General features: G+C 59.7%; 7 protein-coding genes. All 7 read right to left on the bottom strand.

Features of this window, described 5'->3' with window-relative positions; translation table 11 throughout:
- Window positions 1–51: 51 nt before the first annotated feature.
- The 7 genes from ACUIAH_RS04225 to ACUIAH_RS04195 all read right to left on the bottom strand — a co-directional run bounded on the left by ACUIAH_RS04225 (window position 52) and on the right by ACUIAH_RS04195 (window position 17,564).
- The gene (locus ACUIAH_RS04225) at window positions 52–201 is read right to left on the bottom strand and encodes a hypothetical protein (protein ID WP_445341501.1); all 150 of its coding nucleotides are present in this window, start codon (window positions 199–201) and stop codon (window positions 52–54) included.
- 532 nt (window positions 202–733) lie between these two features.
- Window positions 734–4,204 carry an RCC1 domain-containing protein gene (locus ACUIAH_RS04220; protein WP_445341500.1) on the bottom strand — a complete coding sequence of 1,157 codons (3,471 nt, stop codon included), beginning with the start codon at window positions 4,202–4,204 and terminating at the stop codon, window positions 734–736.
- Between the two features lie 770 nt (window positions 4,205–4,974).
- Window positions 4,975–8,223, bottom strand: a complete 3,249-nt coding sequence (locus ACUIAH_RS04215) for an RCC1 domain-containing protein (protein ID WP_445341499.1) — start codon at window positions 8,221–8,223, stop codon at window positions 4,975–4,977.
- Between the two features lie 193 nt (window positions 8,224–8,416).
- A complete protein-coding gene (locus ACUIAH_RS04210) occupies window positions 8,417–8,560 on the bottom strand; it encodes a hypothetical protein (protein ID WP_445341498.1) in 144 nt (47 codons plus the stop codon).
- Between the two features lie 711 nt (window positions 8,561–9,271).
- A complete protein-coding gene (locus ACUIAH_RS04205) occupies window positions 9,272–12,559 on the bottom strand; it encodes an RCC1 domain-containing protein (protein ID WP_445341497.1) in 3,288 nt (1,095 codons plus the stop codon).
- Window positions 12,560–14,038: 1,479 nt separating this feature from the next.
- Window positions 14,039–17,227 carry an RCC1 domain-containing protein gene (locus tag ACUIAH_RS04200; protein ID WP_445341496.1) on the bottom strand — a complete coding sequence of 1,063 codons (3,189 nt, stop codon included), beginning with the start codon at window positions 17,225–17,227 and terminating at the stop codon, window positions 14,039–14,041.
- 193 nt (window positions 17,228–17,420) lie between these two features.
- Window positions 17,421–17,564 (bottom strand): hypothetical protein, encoded by a 144-nt coding sequence (locus ACUIAH_RS04195; RefSeq protein WP_445341495.1) that lies wholly within the window; start codon window positions 17,562–17,564, stop codon window positions 17,421–17,423.
- Window positions 17,565–17,646 lie beyond the last annotated feature (82 nt).

Below are 17,646 nucleotides of genomic sequence, written 5' to 3'. Positions count from 1 at the left end.
GTTGGCAGTGGTGTGCTGGTTGCGTTACTGGGGAGAGTGGCGGGGGTTCCGTCAGCTACGCGAGGGGTCTGACGACCCCCCCCCCCCGGTGAGAACAGGAGCATCCGCAGCGTTGGCGGATGTGACGCCCAGGCCTGCAAGCATTCCTAGCAGGACGATCGTCATCGCCATGATGCGACGCAGACGGGAAACCAGATGCATGAAACCAAAACCCCTTCACCAACACCAAGCGGAACCAATGCCGCCTGCCTACGTAACGTTTTCCTGTCGGGAAGTTGCCCAATGCTCAAGGTCAGACCGTGCAACAGATTGCGCGAATCCTGACGGAAGCCAGTCGTCTTCTCAACATCCCCCATTTTTAACCCTACCACCCAGCCCGTAGATAAACACCCGAGCGAGGTTCAACTGTCCGGCGACAATAATTTCTTTGGCTAGGGGAGGGTAATTGTTTAAAGTACTCATGCCGGGTCGGGGAACACAGACGGAGGCCGGGCTGACTCGGGACCGTGTGCCCTTTGGCAAGCCTGCAATATTCCTTTCTCTCCTCGACAGGGGCATCGCGTATATGACTGCTCTCAGATGCCGCTGACTGTTATCGGCAGAAGCGTGGTGGGAGGGGCGCAAGAGGCGTGTCGGCTCACTTGGGATTGAGCCTTATGTGACGAATGCCTCCGTGCGCCCCCGATAAGCCAGGGCCGAGAGATTGACCCGCCCCTGGATGGTCTTACTCGTGCTAAGTCTGCGACAGCTGATGCCGTTTCCTCCTGTGGTGGCGGGAGGCCAGCGCGTTGCCCATGCTCACAGCTCCTGTGACCAGGGTGAGTAGGATGCCTGCCCCGCCGGCCTGGGGGAGCACGCCTACAGGTGCTGCAGGCATGTACGTGTATTTGAGGGAAGTGTCGGTCAGGGTATTTCCCGCGCCGCCCGTTGTGTATTTAACGCTGACTGTGACTGTGCCTGGCTGGTGTGCGGGCGTGGTGACGTTGACGCTGCTGCCATCGCTGCGGATCAGGTTCGTGCCGGGGCTGGTGTCGAAGGTGACGCCGGTGATCACCGGCTGTAGGTTGAACGACACCGGTGAAGGAACATGACTCTGCCTTCCTGCATTGGGATTGCCGAGCTGGCCATACCAGTTCTGTCCCCAGGCGTAGGCGACTCCGTCCGTGCCAATCGCCAGTGAATGCCGCCATCCTGCGCTGACTTGCACGGCATTCAGCCAGGGTCCGGCCGAGCTCCTGGACTGCGCGGAGGCAAACACCTTCACAGGGGAATTCCGGTCAATGGTGGCGTTGTCGCCGAGCTGACCATAGTCGTTGTAGCCCCATGCCCACGTGTTCCCGTCCGTGTCGACGGCCAATGAATGATAAACTCCTGCGCTCACCTGCACGGCTGTCACTGCGCCCGCATTCGTAGGGTATTGCACGCGCACGGGAACAGGATTCGCACTGCTGCTGTAGCCGTTGCCGAGCGAACCGTACAGATTATAGCCCCATGCCCATGTGTTGCCATCCTCGCCGATAGCTAATGCGAACCATCCGCCGGCGCTCACTTGGACGGCTTTCAGCCAGGGGCCCGCAGCAGCCGTGGATTTGTTTGAGGCGAACACGCGGCTGGGCGTGAGGTGGAAACTCTCGTCGCTGGTGTTCTTGCCGATCTGGCCATGGGTGTTGTAGCCCCAGGTGTACACGTACCCGTCCTGGCCGATGGCCATGTCGAAGGACCAGCTTGTGCTGATCTGCACGGCGTGGAGGACGCCGCTCGCATCCGAAGGGTTCTTGACGGCCGTGGGCACGTTCTGCGGGCTGAAGCAGTCATCACCGCCTCCTTTGGATATGCCGCCCCAGGTGTATACGGTGCCGTCGGCGGCCAATGCCATGGAGTTCCAGGCTCCAGCGGCGACCTGGATGGCTTTCAGCCCTTCGCCGGAGTTGCCCGGCCCGTGCACGCGCACAGGTAGCGACGAATTGGATGTGGTGTGGTTGCCGAGCTGCCCGTGGTCGTTGAGTCCCCAGGCGTACACGTAGCCGTCGCTGCCGATGGCCAACGAATGATAGCCGCCGGCATCAGCCTGCACGTAGGTGAAATCCTTGGGCACGCCTGCAGGCTTTGACACCGGGACGGGCGTGTTCTGCTGGACGGACGTGCTGTTGCCGAGCTGGCCATACCAGTTCAGTCCCCAGGCGTAGGCGTTCCCGTCGCTGCCCACAGCCAGCGAATACCCCGTCAGATCACCATATACGTATCCTCCGCCACTGACCTGGCTGAATTTGATGCCACTGGTGCTGTCTGGTGGGGTGATGGTGGTGGTCTGGTTGCCGAGCTGGCTACCCTTGTTGGGGTTGATTCTCCAGGAGGTGTTGGGGGTTTTGCTGGTCCATTTGGCGGTGAGGGTGAGGTTGCCGGTGACGGGCTTGCTGAAGTCGTAGGCGATGTTGCCGGTGAACCATCCGTCGAACTGGTAGCCTTCGAGCGTGGGGTCGGGGGAGGGGCGCTGGACCCTGCCGTAGACTGGCTGGATGCTCTGGTCCTGGGGGGCTGGGCCTCCTTCGCCCGTGTTGAAATGGACCGTGTAGGCGGAGCCCTGTTGGACCTCTCTGGTCAAGGTTTGTTCGACCGTGTAGCTGAGGCTTCTGGTGAAGGGCTGATTGCCTTGTTTTCCGGTGATAGTGATGATGGCCGACTCGGGAGTGTGGGCGGGCACGTCCGTCTGCCAGGAATCCTTATCTCTGGTGAGGTTGAGTGGCTGGCCGTCCACGCTGGCTGTTTCCAGGATGGGCGCTTGGATGGTGTTGGGCCGGGCTGGTTTTCCGGGCTTGCCCTGGGCGTCCAGGTTCCATCTGAATATGTTGCCCTGCCTGTCAATAGCGGTGATCCCGCTGCCGGCAGCCGTGGCCTGCACGTAAACCTGTTCCCTGTTGTCCGCGCGGACGGGTGTCTTGCCTGGCTTCCAGGTCCAGACGTGGCCGTTCTTGTCGGTGATTATGGCCTGGCTGTTGTTGGCGGTGATTCTGCTGGCCTGCACGCCGTCCGGCAGGTTGATAACTATGGGACTGGTTGTGCTGTCGGCCAAGTATCGGGTCTGCCCGCCTGCGTCCAATAGGAGGACTCCTTCACCGAGGGCTTGGACGGTGCGCATGACCGAGTCTTGGCTGATGCGTTCTGGCTTGGCGCTTCCAGTGTTGGTTGTGTCCCAAGCCCAGGCTTGCCCGTCTGCATCTAAGGCGAGGATACGGCTGGCTGAGGAGACGGCGGTGACGGCCTGCGCTTGACCGGGCAGCCTGGTCGGATCCCGGCTGTCGTCCTGGCTGTTTTGGATGGTGTGGATCTGTCCCTGCAGGTCGATGGTCAGCAGCAGGTTGCCGTTCATGCTGATGCTGGTGAACTTGGAGTTCTGGCCGGCGTCAAGAATCATGGGCGTCGCTTGCTCGCTGGTCCAGGTGTAGACGTGCTGGTCGGATCCTAATGCTGCCTGCCATTGGTCGCCTGCCGTGGCCTGCAGGTAGTGGAACCCGTCGGGAGCCTGGGCGGGGAAGGGAACCTGTACGGGTGTGCTGTCCTGCGTCCAGGCGTAGATGCGGCCGTCGCCGGTCAGGCCGACTGTCTGGTTGCCTGCTGTGTGGATGGCGATGTAACAAGGTTCTTGCCGACTGGGCGGGCTGATGGTCAAGCGGGAGCCGGTGGCGGGCCCGTGGTCCGGGCTCAGCCTCCAGTCTGCAGATTTGCTCCATTTCGCAGTCAGTGTCGTGTCTTGGAGGATGGGCGTTTGAAAGTCGAAGGGCTTGCCGTCAAGTGTCCATCCTTCGAACCGGAATCCATCACGCTGGGGATTCTGTTTCGGGGGTGCGGCGAGGGTTCCGGTTTTCACACTTGCCTGCCAAGGCGTGCCTCCATCGGTAGGATCGAAGCGCACCACGTGCGTGGCTTCATCGTCAGTCTTATCGGATGACTTGGCCGAAGGAGCCGATTCTGTGCTGCCCGGAATGCCAGTCGACGTTGAAGGGGCATCTGAAGTTGTTGCAGGTTTTAGCAGTGATGCGGTTTTCAGGGGCGATGGCGAGGAAAGTTGAGTGCTGGTGGCGCTGCCGGAGAGAGCGGGGAGTGCATCACTGTCCGCGTTGGTGGATGCCGCAGCAGGGCCAGCATGCAAGCCCAGCAGGACGATCATCATTGCCGAGATACGACGTAGATGGGTACCCAGATGCATAAGCCGAACACCTTTCGCCCACATCGGACACATCTACCTCCAGCGTCCCCGAGAGTGTGCCGATGACCACTGCTTACAATGCCCTACCCGTCAGAAAGTGACCCCTCGAGCCACATCGAAACCCAACCAATGACCCAACCGCATTGCACTCATCATGCTAGCCGAAAAAGCACCACACATGGTGTAACTCACAATAAGTGCTTCGAAATGTAGTCCAAGACTTGATTGATCCCTATGCCTAACCGTATTGCTGGTTAATCGCCTCACTGGCAAAGAAAAACAGCAGGTAAGCAGTGCTTTGTTACCCGGTGCTCCGATTCCCAGGCTCTCCGTCTGTCCAGGAGTAGATTGGTTCGGCAGGTCAGGTGCGTGGGAAGCGGCGAGGGTGGTGACGGTTCTGGACGAGATTGCCGGTGAGGTCGGGGAGTCGCGGATGGCGGCATCTAAGGCCTTGCGTGGCAGTTTATCGATGCTGTCCGCTCAAGGTCTTTGACGGTTGTCGGTTGGATGTCCTGTAAATGGCGGGAGCAGCAGCTGCTGGGATTCTCCCAGTGTCGACCAGGTTGGTGCAGAGCAGAATCATTGCCGTCCTGTTCTGATACTCCCGAACCGGCCGGTTGTGCGGCCATGTGTATATGCCTGCGGAAGTGTGGTGGGGGCACGGGAGGAGTGTCGGCTCTCTTGGGGATTGAGCCTTAAGTGACACTGGCCTCCCTGCTCCCCTGTTCTGGCCTGGGGAGGGGGGATTGATATGCGCCCCAGGCCTTTTCTTACTCGTGTGAAGCGTGCAATAGACGGTGTTGTTCCCTCCGGTGGCGGCGTGAGGCTAGCATCGCGCCCATGCCGGTCATGCCGGTGGCTAGGGCGAGCAGGATGCCCTCCCCTCCGGCCCGGGGGAGCACGCCTGCATGCAGATACGTGTATCTGAGGGAGGTGTCGGTCAGCGCGCGTCCTGAGTCGCCCAGCGTGTAGTCCACGCTGACCGTGACCGTGCCTGGCAGGTGTGCGGGCGTGAGCACGGTCACGCTGTTGCTGTTTCTGATAGGAGTCAGATGCCTGCCAGGGCTGGTGTCGAACCTAGCTGCGCTGATTACCGGAGCCAGGTTAAACTCCACTAACGTCGGGACATAGGCATCTTTGTTGCTGTTGTTGCCAAGTTGACCATACTTGTTGTATCCCCATCCATATGTGTATCCATCCTTGCCGATAGCCAGGGAATGCCAGTTTCCAGCACTGACGAGAGTGCTGTTAAAGCTTAGATTGGTGTTATTTGGGGATGCAGGATTTCGCACTCTTGCCGGCCGGTTGTGGGCTATTGAACCGTCATAATTGGTATAGCCAAGTTGGCCATAAGTGTTTCGTCCCCACGACCATGCAATTCCATTGGTGTCAACGGCTAGGGAAGTGTCGTATCCCGCACTGACTTGGCTGGCTTTGAAAGGGATACTGGGATTGTCGGGATTGTATACTCGAGCTGGGGAAAGAATATCCTGATTCGTCGTATTCTGTCCGAGCTCGCCCCAATAATTCCATCCCCATGACCAGGTGTTCCCTTGGGCATCGATAGCAATGGAATGTTCAAAACCGGCGCTGATTTGAACGCTTTTTAAGTTTTTGCTTGTATCGTCGGGATTGTTCGGGTCGCGCACGCGCACAGGAACAGGATTCGCACCTTCGAAGCCGTTCGTGACATTGTTGCCAAGCTGGCCGTAACTGTTGAATCCCCAAGCCCAGGTATCCCCGTCCCTGTCGATCGCTAATGAGTGAGCTCCTCCGCCAGCTACTTTTATTGCCACCAGCCCTTTGCTTGCATCCGTAGGATGTTCTGGATCGCACACGCGTACGGGAGCACTCGAGTAGCTGCTGCTGGTGCCGTTGCCGAGCTGACCGTTCCCGTTGCGGCCCCATGCCCAGACATTACCTTCCTTATCGACTGCCAGTGAATGCTCACCTCCAGCGTCAACCTGTATGGCCTTCAGTCCCGTATTTACGTTGGAATGTGTAGAAGGATCACAGACACGCACGGGAACAGTTGAATAGCCGCCGCTGGTGTTGTTGCCGAGCTGGGCATATGTATTGTCTCCCCAGGCGTATACGTATCCGTCGCTGCCCAAGGCCAGTGAATATCGGTATCCGGCGCTGACCTGCACATAGGTGAAGTCAGCCGACACGCCTGCTGGCTTTTTCACCGGGACTGGCGTGTTCTGCTGGGTGGTCATCCCGTTGCCGAGCTGGCCAGACCTGTTGTCTCCCCATGCGTACGCGTTACCGTCGCTGCCTACAGCCAAGGAAACGCTATTTTGCATGAAGCCAGATCCAATTGAATTACTGATTTGGTTGAATTTAACGCCGCTGGTGCTGTCTGGCGGGGTGATGGTGGTGGTTTCATTGCCGAACTGGCTGCCCCTGTCAGGGCTGATGGTCCACGTGGTTCTTGGGTTTTTGCTTGTCCAGCGGGCGGTGAGGGTGAGGTTTTCTGTGATGGGCTTGCTGAAGTCGTAGGCGATGTTGCCGGTGAACCAACCATCGAACTGATAGCCGCTACGCGTCGGATCAGGTGAGGGCCGCTGCACCCTCCCGTACGGGTAGGGGACTTGTTGGGGTTGGGGCGCCTGGCTTCCTCCGGTGGTATCGAAGCTGACCTTGTAAATGGAGCCAGACTGGACGTCTCTGGTCAGGGTCTGGTCGACTGAGTATTCGAGGCTTCTGGTGAAGGGCTGGTTGTCTTGTTTGCCGGTGATGAGAATGGTGGTTTGTCCTGGCGTGTGGGCGGGTATGTCCGTCTGCCATGCATCGTTCCTCTTGTTGAGTTTGAGTGGTTGGCTGTCCAGGCTGGCTGTTTCCAGGATGGGTGTTGTGGTGGTGCTGAGTCTGGCTGGCTTGCCGGGCTGGCCTTGCTTGTCCGGGCTCCATCGGTATATGCCGCCTTGCCTGTTGATGGCGGTGATTCTGTCGCCTGCAAGGACGGCCTGAGCGTATGGCTGGTTGCTGTTGTCCGACCGGATGGGGGTTGCGTCTGTCTTCCAGGACCAGACGTGGCCGCTCCTGTCGGTGATGATGGCCTGGTTCTTGTCGGCGGTGATCCTGCTTGCTTTTATGCCTTCTGACAGGTTGACGGCTGTGGGTTCAGTTGTGTTGTCGGCCAGGTAGTAGGCTTGCCCGTCCTCGTTCAGGAGGAGGAATCCTTGGTTGAGTGCTTGGGCTTGGACGGTGCGCATGCCTGGATCCTGCCTGATGCGTTCGGGCTTGACGTTGCCGGTTTTGCTTGCGTCCCATGCCCAGATTTGCCCGTCCGGATCCAGTACCAGGATCCGGTTGCCCGAGGCTACGGCAAGGACGGCCTGAGCTTGTCCGGGCATGCTGGTTGTGGCCTGTTCGGTGGGCTTTGGATTCGGATTCTGGCTGTTGGTCTGATCGGCTTGGAAGACGTGGACCCGGCCTTGCCGGTCCACGGCTATGAGTCGGTCGCCGTTCATGCTGATGCTGGTGAACTGGGTGTTCTGGTCGGTGTTGAGGGTCGCGGGTTCGGGCTGCTGGCTGGTCCAGGTGTAGATCTGCTGGTCGGATCCGAGCGCGGCCTGCCGTCGGCTGCCTGCTGCCGCCTGCTGGTAGTGGAACCCGTCGGCAGCCTGGACGGGGGAGGGGACCTGTTTTGGCGTGCTGTCCTGCGTCCATGTGTAGATGCGGCCGTCGCCTGTCAGGACGACTGTCTGCTCTCCTGCGGCTTGGATGCTGGTGTAGTAGGGTTCCTGCGGGTTGGGCGGGTTGATGGTCAGTCGGGCGCCGGTGGCTGGCCCGTGGTCCGGGCTCAGCGTCCAGTCAGTTATCTTCGACCATTGTGCTTTCAGGGTGGTGTTCTGGAGGATGGGGGTCCGGAAGTCAAAGGGCTGGCCGTCAAGCGTCCATCCGTCGAATCGGAAGCCTTCGCGTACAGGATTCTGCTGCGGGGGAGTGGCAAGGGTGCCGGTTTTCACGCTCGCCTGGGTGGGTGTGCTTTCGTCGGCTGGGTCGAAGCGCACCGTGTGTGTGGCTTGATCATCCGTCTTATGGGATTGCTTGATAGAAGCGGGGTCTACATTGTCCGGGCTATCCGTCGTCAATGACGGGGTATTTGGACTTGCTGTCGGGCTTAATGGTGTGGTGGTCTGTAAAGGTGATGGTGTGGGCAGTGGCGTGCTGGTTGCGTTGCTGGAGGAAATGCCGGGGGTTTGCTCAGCTACGCGAGGAGTCTGACGACCCCCCCCCGGTGAGGATGGGAGCGTCCGCCTGGGCGGATGCGACGCCCAGGCCTGCCAGCAGGCCCAGCAGGACGACCATCATCGCCAACGTGCGACGCAGACGGGAAACCAGATGCATGAAACCAAAACCCCTTCACCAAACATCAAACGTAGCCAATGCCGCTTGCCTATACAAAGTTCTGACCGTCGGAAAGCCTTTCTGTCTGTCAGCGCCAGTCCAGCATGATTGCATCAGCCAATGGCGGAAGCCAGCTGTCTTTTCGACATCCCCTCGTTTTTACTTTACCACCCAGTCCATAAATAACACACGATGCAACTCGTGATAGGTGTTCTCGCTGTAGACGACCATGTGGTAATTGGTTTTGTGTTTCTGGCTAATTGCATCACTAATGGAAACGGCCTGTAAGCATCGCCCTATCGACTCTTATTGCCTTCACTAAGTTCGGCATGTGCCTGGTGACAGAAGGCTGAAGGGCTGGCTTAGTTTGGGGAGAGGGGGTCTCATGTTTTGGGGCCGCCGACAGCAGCAATGTGCCTCTGATCGGCGCTGCATTGTCCACGCTTGGCCGGGTCATGCATATGGTCTGTGTAGCCAAGCCCGGTGATAAGTAGTTAAACAGCCGCAGATTTTGTTCCCAATGCAAAACAACAACCCCCAGCGTCGAGGAGAGCCGCTTTTATTGTGGCTGTCGGGTGGTTGATCGATAAGTTAAATGTGGTGGGGACGCGGGAGGAGTGTCGGCTCCCTTGGGGTTGAGCCTTTAGTGACACTTGCCTCTGTGCGCCCCCTGTAAGCCGGAGCGGGGGATTGATACGCTCCCGGCTTGTCTTACTCGTGCGAAGCGTGTGACAGTAGGTGTTGTTCCCTCCGGTGACGGCGAGAGGCGAGGACCCCGCCCATACCGGTCATGCCGGTGGCCAGGGCGAGCAGGATGCCGTCCTCGCCGGCGCGAGGGAGTACGCCTACAGGCGCTACAGGCGTGTACGTGTATCTGAGGGAGGTGTCGGGCTGCTGGGGTGCGCCTCCCAGTGTGTAGTCGACGCTGACTACGACCGTACCCGGTTGGTGAGCTGGCGTGGTCACGGTGACGCTGCTGCCATCGCTGCGTTTCAGTCCTGCGACGGGGGTCTGGTCGAATCTGACACCAGTAATTGCCAGCTGCGGATTGAACGTTACCGGCACAGGAACAAGACTCATAGCGTTACTGTTATTACTTCCTATGGGGATACTGTTGCTGCCGAGCTGGCCATTCTCGTTGTCTCCCCATGCTGTGGCGTTCCCGTCCGAGCCTATGGCTAGCGAATGATATCCTCCGGTACTGATCTGTGTGGCTTGCAGCCCTTTGCTTGTGTCATTGGGGTTGGCGGGGTCGTGCACGCGCACAGGAAGAGACAGATCCGCTGTGCTGTTGTTGCCGAGCTGTCCAAACCAGTTGTTTCCCCAGGCGTAGACGTATCCATCGCTGCCTGCAGCCAGCGAATGATCGTTTGCGGCGCTCACTTGTGTGGCTTGCAGCCCTTTGCTTGTGTCATTGGGGTTGGCGGGGTCGTGCACGCGCACAGGAACAGGATTCGCATAGGTGCCACTGGTGTTGTTGCCGAGCTTGCCATAGCTGTTGGATCCCCAAGCGTATGCATATCCATCGCTGCCTGCAGCCAGTGAATGATACATTCCGCTGCTCACTTGTGTGACTTTCAGCCCTTTGCTTGTGTCATTGGGGTTGGCGGGGTCGTGCACGCGCACAGGAACAGGATTCGCATTGAAGTTGCTGGTGTTGATGCCGAGTTGACCAAAGCTGTTATACCCGCAGGCGTAAGCGTATCCATCGCTGCCCACGGCCAGCGAATAATTGGCTCCGGCGCTCACCTGTACGGCTTGCAGTCCTTTGTTCTTGTTTGTGGGGCTGGCTGGGTCGCGCATGCGCACAGGAACAGGATTGGGATTGCCTCCGCTGGTGTTGTTGCCGAGTTCGCCATTGTAGCTGTATCCCCAGGCGTACGCGTATCCGTCGCTTCCCACGGCCAGCGAATGATCGTATCCGGCGCTCACCTGTATGGCTTGCAGTCCTTTGCTCGTGTCAGCGGGGCTGCTGGGGTCGCGCACGCGCACAGGAACAGGATTGGGATTGCCGCCGCTGGTGTTGTTGCCGAGTTGTCCAGAGCTGTTGTTTCCCCAGGCGTACGCGTATCCGTCGCTGCCGATGGCCAGCGAATGATTTGCTCCGGCGCTGACCTGTACGTAGGTGAAATCCTTGGGCAGGTCCGGGTACGTGTTGCGGTCGGGCGTCTTCACCCTGACCGGCGTATTCCGGTGGCCGCTGGGTGTCCCGTCGCCGAGTTCGCCACTGCTGTTGTCTCCCCAGGCGTAGGCGTTCCCGTCGCTGCCCACAGCCAAGGAAAAACCATGGTCGTAGTCTTTTCCTCCGCTGATCTGATTGAATCTGATGCCTCGGCTGGTGTTCGGTGGGGTGATGGTGGTGGATTCCCTGCCCAGCTGGCTGCCCTTGTCGGGGCTGATGCTCCACGTGCTGTTCCGGCTCGTGGGTGTCCACTTGGCGGTCAGGGTCAGGTCCTTGGTGACAGGCTTACTGAAGTCGTAGGCGATGCTGCCGGTGAACCATCCGTCGAACTGGTAGCCGTCGCGTGTTGGGTCGGGGGAGGGCCTCTGGACCCGGCCGTATGGGTAGGAGACCTGCTGGTCTGCTGGTGTGGGGGTTCCGCTGTCTGTGTTGAAGGTGACTGTGTGGGTGGTGTTTGGTTCCGTGTCTCTGGTCAGCTGTTGGTCGACCGTGTAGTTGAGGCTTCTGGTGAAGGGCTGGCCGTCCTGCTTTCCGGTGAGGAGGATGGCGGCTGGCCCTGGCTTGCGTGCGGGGATCGGCGTCTGCCATACGTCGCCGGTCTTGGTGAGTTTGAGCGGCTGGCTGTCCAGGCCGGCTGATTCCAGGGTGGGGGCGGTGTTGGTGTTGAGTCTGGCTGGCTTGCCGGGTTTGCCTTGAGCGTCCAGGCTCCACCTGAATATGCTGCCCTGCCTGCTGATGGCGGTGATCCTGCTGCCCACGCTGACGGCTTGTATGTACTGTTTGTTCTCGTTGTCTGCGCGTACGGGCGTATCGCCGGGCTTCCACGTCCAAACGTGTCCTTCTGTGTCCGTGATCAACGCCTGGTCATTGTTGGCGATGGCTCGGCTGGTTTTCGCGCCGTCCGGCAGGCTAAGGGCTGTAGGGCTGGTGGTGCTGTCGGCCAGGTACCAGGCTTGCCCGTTCGCGTCCAGCAGGAGGAATCCCTGGTTGAGGGATTGGGCTTGGACGGTGCGCATGCCTAGGTCCTGTCTGACGCGCACGGGTTTGGCTTTTCCGGTGTTGTCTGCATCCCAGGTCCATGCCTGTCCGTCCGCATCCGCGATGAGGACCCGGCTGACGGAGGCGACAGCGGTTACAGCCTGAGTATGACTGGGCAGGCTTGTTGCAGCTTGTTCTCCGGACTTTGCAGCTGGGCCTTGGGTGTCAGACTGGCTGGCTTGGAAGGTGTGGACCTGCCCTTGCAGGTCAATGGCCAGCAGCAGGCCATCGTTCACGTTGATGCTGGTGAACCTGGCGTTCCGGTCGGTGTCGAGGATAGTAGGCACGGCCTGTCGGCTGTCCCAGGTGTAGATGTGCTGGTCGGATCCCAATGCGGCTTGCCATCGGCTGTCGGCTGCTGCCTGCAGGTAGTGGAACCCGTCGGGAGCCTGGGCGGGGGAGGGAACCTGTGTTGGTCTGTTGTCTTGCGTCCAGGTGTAAATGCGGCCGTCACCGGTCAGGCCGAGTAGTTGCTGCCCGGCGGCTTGGATACTGACATAGTAGGGCTCCTGCCTGTCGGGCGAGATTATGGTCAGCCGGGTGCCGGAGGCGGGCCCGTGATCCGGACTCAGCGTCCAGTCTGTTGCTTTGCTCCATTGCGCAGTCAGGGTGGTGTCTTGGAGGATGGGGGTCTGGAAGTCGAAAGGCTGGTTGTCGAGTGTCCACCCGTCGAACCGGAAGCCCTCACGTACAGGGTTGTGTTCCGGAGGTACAACGAGAGTGCCGGTTTTTACGGCTGACTGTGTTGGCTTGCTCCCGTCGGCAGGGTCGAAGCGCACTCTGTGCGTGGCCTGGCTATCCGTCTCATTGTTATTGAATGGCTTGGTCGAAGGTGAGCCTGTGTTGTCCTGCGTGCCTGTCGGCGTTGACGAGGTGTTTGGATTTGCTGTTGGGTTTAATGGTGCGGTGGCTTGTATTGGTGATGGTGTGGGAAGTGGAGTGTTTTTTGCGCTGCTGGGGAGAGTGGCGGGGGTTTGCTTAGCTACACGAGGGGTCTGACGATCCCCCCCCCGGTGAGTATGGGAGCGTCCGCCTGGGCGGACGCGACGCCCAAGCCTGCCAGCAGGCCCAGCAGGACGACCATCATCGCCAACGTGCGACGCAGTTGGGAAACCACATGCATGACTCGTAAACCCCTTACCATCACTGGGCATTGTCTGTTGGTTCGTGACGGTCGAACCAGCGAAACAGTGCCGCTTTGCCTTGTAACGTCTTGTCCATCGGAAAACCGTTCAGCCTTTCAACGCCAGCCCCTGCATCCAATTGCATGAACCACTGCGGAAGACGGACACATTCCTGATGCCCCTATTTTCACACCATACCACCGGGCCGAAAAAACAACACACGAAGCAATCCGTGATACCCGATCCGCACGGTACGGCGAGCCACCATTAACTGTTGTGCCAGCGTCGTATTGTCCGATTAATCGCATTACTGTGTCGACTCTTATATCGACCGCAATATTCAGCATCTGCTCAATGACGAAACGGGCTGGCAAATCAGATGTGAGGGAAGCGGCAGTATTAATCAGGGCTGGGTGCTACGGATGGCGGCATCCAATGCCCTGTGTGGGCGAACGTTTCGGCCGAACCTAACATGGTGCTACTCGGTAGTCATCATTCTCCAACGGCCAAGGATAGTGCGGGTGAAGAATCCGGAATCTGTTGGTTTTTCCGTCGCTCTCAAAAGACCGGTCAGCCTAGGGTTGTAGCTGTCCTGTGGGTGGGCGTGAGTCAATTTGACCGGCAGTCTGCGGGGTATGCCAGCTGGCCGCCACCACAGACTTATGCTGGCAGGGGTTTGGGAGATTGCCGGGATCAGGCTGATCTGGCAGGCGGGGCTGTTCTGCCTTATGGCTTCATGGATGGCGCTAATGCCAGTCCGGCGGAAGTGCGTATATGTGGTTCCATTGCACTGGCGGAGCGCGAGGCTGCGTCGTCCTCTGCCTAGTCTCTTGGCCTTGATGCTGACTGCCTAGGTCAGCTATGCCGAGGTAGGCTTCATGCTCTTGCCTATCCTTTCGACTGTGCTTGACGCGCCGCCTCAAATGCAGTTGGACCGTGTTGTGGGTATGAATGATCGGGCTATGAATGGATCGGTTTGGTCGACATCACGGTCATCGGCGGTTAAATAAGTGTGGTGGGGGCGCGGGAGGAGGTGCCGGCTCTCTTGGGGTTTGAGCCTTAAAGTGACACGTTCCTCCCTGCTCCCCCTAAATGGGCCGGGGGCGGGGGGATTGATACGCCGCCCGGCCGCTCTTACTCGTGCGAAGTATGTGACAGACTACGTTGTTCTTTTCTATGGCGGCGGGATGCCAGCACCACGCCCATGCTTACGGTTCCTGTGGCGAGGGCGAGCAGGATGCCCTCCCCGCCTGCCCGGGGGAGTACGCCTGCAGACAGGTACGTGTATCGGAGGGAGGTGTCCGGCTGCTGGGGTGCGCCGCCCAGCGTGTAGTCCACGCCGACCGTGACCGTGCCCGGTGCGTGTGCGGGCGTGAGCACGGTGACACTATTGCCATCGCCGCGCGTCAAGCCTGATGCGGGGGTCTGGTCGAATCTGACGCCGGTGATCACCAGCTGCAGGTTGAACACCACCGGTACAGGATTTGACTTTTCGTTTGTGGTGCCGTCGCCGAGCTGGCCATAGTTGTTGTTTCCCCATGCCCAGGCGTTGCCGTCGCTGCCCAGGGCCAGTGAATGATATTCTCCGGCGCTGACCTGCTCGTAGGTGAGGTCCGTGGGCGCGTCTGCAGGCTTCTTCACCATGACTGGCGTATGCCGTTCGGTGGTGGTGTCGTCGCCGAGCTGCCCGCGGTCGTTGAGCCCCCATGCGTAGGCGTTGCCGTCGCTGCCCAGGGCCAGTGAATGATATTCTCCGGCGCTGACCTGCTCGTAGGTGAGGTCTGTGGGCGCGTCTGCAGGCTTCTTCACCATGACTGGCGTATGCCGTTCGGTGGTGGTGTCGTCGCCAAGCTTGCCATTTTCGTTGTCCCCCCATGCCCAGGCGTTGCCGTCGCTGCCCAGGGCCAGCGAATAAGTGCGTCCGGCGCTGACCTGCACGTAGGTGAGATTCGTGGGCGCGCCTGTAGGCTTCTTCACCATGACTGGCGTAGTCCGGTAGTAGGTGTCCGTCCCGTCGCCAAGGGTGCCATAGCTGTTGTCCCCCCAGGAGTAGGCTTTCCCGTCGCTGCCCAGGGCCAGTGAATGCCAGGTTCCGCCGCTGACCTGCAGGTAGGTGAAATTCGCGGGCACGCCTGCAGGCTTTCTCACTTTGACCGGCGTATGCCGTTCGGTGTAAGTTCCATCTCCGTGCTCGCCATGCTGGTTGAATCCCCAGGCGTAGGCGTTGCCGTCGCTGCCCAGGGCCAGCGAATACCAGAATCCGCCGCTGACCTGCAGGTAGGTGAAATTCGCGGGTGCGCCTGCAGGCTTCTCCACTTTGACCGGCGTAGCCCGGTTGGTGGTCGTCCCGTCTCCGAGCTGTCCGTAGTTGTTTAATCCCCAGGCGTAGACGTACCCATCGCTGCCTATGGCCAACGAATGGAAGCCTCCGGCGCTGACCTGCACGTAGGTGAAATTCGCGGGCGCGCGTGCAGGCTTTTTCACCATGACCGGTGTAGTCGTCCGGGTGGCGTAAGAGGCCGTCCCGTTGCCGAGCTGACCGTTGCTGTTGCCCCCCCATGCGTAGGCGTTCCCGTCGCTGCCCACCGCCAAGGTAAAACCATGGGAATAATCAGTGTAGTGTGTTGATCCGCTGACTTGGCTGAACCTGATGCCTCGCCTGGTGCTGTCAGGCGGGGTGATGGTCGTGGATTCGTTGCCTGTCTGGCCGCCCTTGTCGGGGCTGATGCTCCACGTGCTGTTCCTGCTTTCAGTCCACTTGGCGGTCAGAGTCAGGTCCTTGGTCACAGGCTTGCTGAAATCATAGGCGACCTCGTCGATGAACCACCCGTCGAACAGATAACCTTCACGCTTCGGGTCGGGGGAGGGCCTCTTCGCCCTGCTGTTTGGGGTGGAGAAATTCTGGTCTTCAGGTTTGGGATTTCCTCCGCCCGTGTCGAAGTGGACCGTAAGCGTGGATCTTGGTTCGGCGTCTCTAGTCAGCGGCTGGTCGACCGTGTAGTTAAGGCTTCTGGTGAAGGGCTGGCCGTCCTGCCTGCCGGTGATGAGGATGACGGTTTGCCTTGGTTTGAGTCCAGGAATCTCCACCTTCCAGGAGCTGTCTTTCCTGCTGAGCATCAATGCTTGGCCGTCCATGCTGGCTGATTCCAGGGTGGGCGCTTGTGCGGTGTCGAGTCTGGCTGGCTTGCCGGCCTTGCCTTGCTCGTCCGGGCTCCACGTGAGCATGCTGCCTTGTCGGTCGATGGCGGTGACCCTGCTGGCGGCTTTGGCGGCCTGCGCATACTGCTGGTTCTCGTTGTCCGCGCGCTTGGGGGCTTCTCCGGGCTTCCAGGCCCAGACGCGGCCGTCCTTGCCGGTGATCATAGCCTGCTCCTTGTTGGCTGTAATCCTGCTGGCTTTCAGGCTTTCCGGCAGGCTGACGGCTGTGAAGCTAGTTGTGCTGTCGGCCTGGTAATAGGTGTGACCGTCCGTGTCCAGGAGGAGATAGCCCTGGTTGAGAGCTTGGACTTGGACGATACGCGTGCCCGGGTCTTGTTTAAGATCTGCGGGCTTGGCTTCTCCGGTGTTGTTCGCATCCCATGCCCAGGCTTGCCCGTCCGCGTCCACGATGAGGGCCCTGCTGGCGGAGGTGGCGGCGGTAACGGCCTGCGCCTGTCCGGGCAGGCTGGTTGTGGTCTGCTGTGTAAGTTTCGGATTCTGATTCTGACTGTCGGCCTGACTGGCCCGGAAAGCGTGGACCCTTCCCTGCCGGTCCACGGCCAAGAGCCGGTCATCGTTTATGCTGATGCTCGTGAACCCAGTGTTTCGGACGGCATCGAGGATGGTGGACGTTGTTTGTCTGCTGGTCCAGGTGTAAATGTGCTGGTCGGATCCGAGCGCGGCCTGCCATCGGCTACCGGCTTCGGCCTGCAGATAATGGAAGCCGTCGGGAGCCTGGGCGGGGAAAGGAACCTGCACGGGTGTGCTGTCTTTCGTCCATGTATAGATGCGGCCGTCGCCGGTCAGGCCGACCATTTGCTCTCCTGCGGCCTGGATATTGCTGAAACATGGCTCTTGTCTACTGGGTGAGCTGATGGTCACCCATGCGCCGGAGGCGGGCCCGTGGTCCGGGCTCAGCGTCCAGTCCGTGGCTTTGGTCCATTTTGCAGTCAGAGTCATGTCCTGGAGGACGGGGGTCTGGAAGTAGAAAGGCTGGTTGTCGAGTGTCCACCCGTCGAACCGGAAGCCGGTACGTTGAGGATTGTATTGCGGGGGAGTGGCAAGGGTGCCGGTTTTTACATCCTTCTGGGTGGGTTTGTTTCCATCGTCCGGTTCGAAGCGCACTGTATGCGTGGTTTGATTTTCTGTCTTTTCGGTTGATTTAGCCTGAGCGGATCCTGTGTTGTCAGATGTATTCGTCGTCGATGACGGGGTGCCTGGATTTGCTGTTGGGCTTAATGGTGTGGTGGTTTGTATTGGTGATGGCGAGGGCAGTTGAGTGTTGGTCGCGGTGCTGGGGAGAGTGCCGGGGGTTTGCTTAGCTACGCGAGGGGTCTGACGACCCCCCCCCGGTGAGTATGGGAGCGTCCGCCTGGGCGGATGCGACGCCCATGCCTGCCAGCAGGCCCAGCAGGATGGTCATCATCGCCAGCGCGTGACGCAGTTGGGAAACCAGATGCATGACTCGTAAACCCCTTCACCAAACACCAAGCGGAGCAAACACCGCTTGTCTATTCAAAATTCTGCCTGCCAGCGCCAGCCAT

It is taken from the genome of Bifidobacterium sp. ESL0820 (assembly GCF_052606235.1).
Note: the sequence above shows the minus strand (reverse complement) of the source record. Positions and strands in the feature narration are given on the sequence as shown.

Bases quoted from the DNA above. Each gene is read 5' to 3' on its own strand.
- ACUIAH_RS04225 (WP_445341501.1), bottom strand. From the start codon at position 201: ATGCATCTGGTTTCCCGTCTGCGTCGCATCATGGCGATGACGATCGTC.
- ACUIAH_RS04220 (WP_445341500.1), bottom strand. From the start codon at position 4,204: ATGCATCTGGGTACCCATCTACGTCGTATCTCGGCAATGATGATCGTC.
- ACUIAH_RS04210 (WP_445341498.1), bottom strand. From the start codon at position 8,560: ATGCATCTGGTTTCCCGTCTGCGTCGCACGTTGGCGATGATGGTCGTC.
- ACUIAH_RS04195 (WP_445341495.1), bottom strand. From the start codon at position 17,564: ATGCATCTGGTTTCCCAACTGCGTCACGCGCTGGCGATGATGACCATC.